The 3,821-nt window shown below is 39.2% G+C and carries 4 protein-coding genes; all 4 read left to right on the forward strand.

Features of this window, described 5'->3' with window-relative positions; translation table 11 throughout:
* Positions 1 to 577, forward strand: a 577-nt coding sequence (locus B4K20_RS01250; RefSeq protein ID WP_289281597.1) for an SIS domain-containing protein, incomplete at its 5' end; no start/stop codon positions are given.
* Between the two features lie 4 nt (positions 578 to 581).
* Positions 582 to 1,751 (forward strand): nucleotide sugar dehydrogenase, encoded by a 1,170-nt coding sequence (locus B4K20_RS01255; protein WP_289281598.1) that lies wholly within the window; start codon positions 582 to 584, stop codon positions 1,749 to 1,751.
* Positions 1,752 to 2,214: 463 nt separating this feature from the next.
* Entirely contained in the window at positions 2,215 to 3,333 is a 1,119-nt protein-coding gene (gmd, locus tag B4K20_RS01260) for a GDP-mannose 4,6-dehydratase (protein WP_286305416.1), read from the forward strand.
* A 3-nt stretch (positions 3,334 to 3,336) separates the two neighbouring features.
* On the forward strand, positions 3,337 to 3,821 hold a 485-nt coding region (locus B4K20_RS01265; protein ID WP_289281599.1), incomplete at its 3' end, for an NAD-dependent epimerase/dehydratase family protein.

Here is a 3,821-nt window from a genome sequence, read left to right on the forward strand (position 1 = left end):
AGGTAAAGTCCAAAAAAGATTAAGTAAAGAGCGTGAATCTATGATCGCAGGTGGTTTGCAGAAACTACCTAATTTGATTCGTATGGCCCTCGAACATGAAGAGGAGATTCGTGATATCTCCCAGTTATTCGCAGATAAACAACATGCTTTATTTCTAGGACGTGGCACGATGTTTCCGATTGCTCTGGAAGGGGCTTTAAAGTTAAAAGAAATCAGTTATATTCATGCAGAGGCGTATCCTGCAGGTGAACTGAAACATGGTCCTTTGGCTTTAATCGATGAAACCATGCCAGTTATTGCTATCGCCCCTCTTGATGATTTATTGGAAAAGTTAAAATCCAATTTACAGGAAGTCAAAGCTCGAGGCGGGCAGATGATTGTGTTTGAAGATGAACGCAGCGATATCAGTTCAGAGACCAGTTTCAAAGTAGTGAAAGCAACGACCAATGTCGGTCGAATTACCGCACCTATTACTTACAATATCTTATTGCAGTTATTGTGTTACCACGTTGCCTTAATCAAAGGCACTGATGTGGATCAACCGAGAAATTTAGCGAAATCCGTTACAGTTGAGTAAAAATATGAAAATAGCAATCGCAGGGACAGGGTATGTTGGCCTTTCACTGGCCGTCTTATTAGCTCAAAAGCATCAAGTCGTGGCTTTAGATATTATTGAGGAGAAGGTAAACCTGCTCAATAACAAAAAATCGCCAATCGTTGATGCTGAAATTGAAGATTTTTTGCAAAATAAAACACTAGATTTTCGGGCGACACTGGATAAAGCGGATGCCTATAACGATGCTGATTACGTCGTCATTGCCACACCAACCGATTACGACCCAGATACCAATTATTTCAATACAAAGTCTGTAGAAGCGGTTATTCAGGATGTAAAAAGTATCAATCCTGATGCTGTGATGATAATTAAGTCTACTGTACCAGTTGGGTATACTGCAGAAATTAAGCAACGTTTTGGTGTTGATAATATTTTCTTCTCACCAGAGTTTTTAAGAGAAGGCAAAGCGCTTTACGATAATTTATATCCTTCACGGATTGTTGTTGGAGAGAAAAGTGAGCGTGCAGAAACCTTTGCTAAGTTACTGGTTGAAGGCTCGCTTAAACCGGATGTCTCCGTTTTGGTGACTGACAGCACAGAAGCCGAAGCGATTAAGTTATTCTCGAATACTTACCTTGCTATGCGGGTGGCGTACTTTAATGAGCTTGATAGTTACGCAGAAGCACACGGTTTGGACTCACGTCAGATTATCGAAGGTGTCGGTTTAGATCCACGCATTGGTAGTCACTATAACAATCCTTCATTTGGCTATGGTGGTTATTGTTTGCCAAAAGACACTAAGCAATTATTGGCCAATTACGAAGATGTGCCTAATAACATCATCAAAGCGATTGTTGATGCCAATACTACAAGAAAAGACTTTATTGCTAACTCAATCATTAACAAAAATCCTAAAGTTGTCGGCATTTACCGGTTAGTGATGAAATCCGGTTCTGATAATTTTAGGGCCTCAGCTATTCAAGGTGTGATGAAACGTATTAAAGCCAAAGGTATTGAGGTTATCGTTTATGAGCCTGTACTTGAGGATGCTGAGTTTTTCAGATCAAAAGTTGTGAATGATCTCAATCAGTTTAAATCTCAGGCGGATGTAATTTTAGCTAATCGCCTCACTGAAGATATTATCGATGTGAAAGATAAAATCTATACACGAGATTTATTCGGTGGTGATGCTTAGAATGAGAAAATGATCACTGAGTAAACGTTTTATTAGTTATAAGATAAAGAAGTGGCATGGATGCCAATATGAAATATCTGAGTAGACTGCCATGGATGGCGGGGAAATTTTATTTCTGGCATCTGTGCCACCCAAGTAAGCCGAGCTAAACGCATAGCTATTGGGATGAGTTTTCACTTTCTTATAAAATTTCCTATCAAGTCATGTCTATGCTCATCTTCTCCTATTCATAAAACTTATATCTGGTTTCGCAAAAAGAATACTAATGTCATGAGTCTCTATGGCAGGGTAAGTTTAACTTTAAGTTTAAACAGCTTATAACTATTTATTTTCTATAAAAATATAAAATAAACTTTGATTGTTCAGAGGTATTATTAATACTAGTTCTGAATGATAACGTCATTCCGTTTATACTTAGCCGCAATTTTAAACAAATATTTAAGAAGAACAATCAGGATAGTCAATGAGTAAAGTTGCATTAATCACTGGCATTACAGGGCAAGATGGATCTTATTTAGCCGAGTTTTTACTTGAAAAAGGCTATATCGTTCACGGGATAAAACGACGTGCGTCAAGTTTTAACACACAACGCGTCGATCATATCTATCAAGATCCTCATGTCGATAATAAAAACTTTATATTGCACTACGGCGATTTAACGGACTCATCCAACCTGACTCGCATTTTACAACAAGTTAAACCTGACGAAGTATATAACCTAGGTGCGCAGTCTCACGTCGCAGTCTCTTTCGAGTCACCTGAATACACAGCTGATGTTGATGCGATGGGTACGCTTAGACTTTTAGAGGCTATTCGATTGTTAGGTCTTGAAAAGAAAACACGCTTTTATCAAGCATCTACTTCTGAACTTTATGGTTTAGTGCAAGAAATTCCCCAGAAAGAAACAACACCTTTCTATCCTCGATCCCCTTATGCTGTTGCTAAACTCTATGCTTACTGGATCACGGTCAACTACCGCGAGTCTTATGGCATGTATGCCTGCAATGGCATTTTGTTTAATCATGAATCTCCCCGCCGTGGTGAAACCTTTGTCACACGTAAAATTACCCGTGGTTTAGCGAATATTGCTCAAGGACTGGAAAAGAAGTTATACATGGGCAATATGGATGCATTGCGTGACTGGGGGCATGCAAAAGATTATGTGCGTATGCAATGGATGATGTTGCAACAAGACAAGCCAGAAGATTTTGTTATAGCCACCGGTGTGCAATATTCAGTTCGACAATTTATTAGCTGGTCAGCACAGGAGTTGGGCATCACGCTAGAGTTTGAAGGCGAAGGTACTACAGAAAAAGCTATTGTTGTCTCAATCGAGGGTGAAAACGCTCCTGCTCTGAGTATTGGTGATGTCATTGTCGAAGTTGATGAACGTTATTTCCGACCTGCTGAGGTGGAAACTTTACTGGGTGATCCTGCTAAGGCTAAACATGAATTAGGGTGGGAACCAGAAATTACCGTGCAAGAAATGTGTGCTGAAATGGTTGCTGAAGATCTTAATATTGCAAAACGTCATGCCTTACTGAAATTACATGGCCATGAAGTACCTGTGAGTGTTGAATAAATTATGAGCCTGAATATTTTTGTCGCTGGTCACAATGGTATGGTGGGATCAGCAATCATTCGTCAGTTAGAAAAAGACAAAAACAATCGCATTATCACTGCAGAACGTCGTGATTTAGATTTAACCAATCAGCAAGCAGTTAATCATTTTTTTCAATCTCATCAGATTGACCAAGTCTATCTCGCTGCTGCAAAAGTGGGGGGTATTCATGCCAATAATGAATATCCTGCTGAGTTTATTTATCAAAACATGATGATTGAAGCCAACATTATCCATGCTGCTCATCAGAATGATATTCAAAAGTTATTGTTTTTAGGCTCATCATGCATTTATCCCAAAAATGCAGAACAGCCTATGAAGGAAGAGGCTTTACTCACTGGTATTTTAGAGAGCACCAACGAGTCTTATGCTATTGCAAAAATTGCCGGTATTAAGTTGTGTGAAAGCTATAACCGACAATATGGACGAGATTATCGAAGCGTCATGCT

Source organism: Methylophaga sp. UBA5088 (genome assembly GCF_002414625.1).
GTDB classification, from domain to species: domain Bacteria; phylum Pseudomonadota; class Gammaproteobacteria; order Nitrosococcales; family Methylophagaceae; genus Methylophaga; species Methylophaga marina.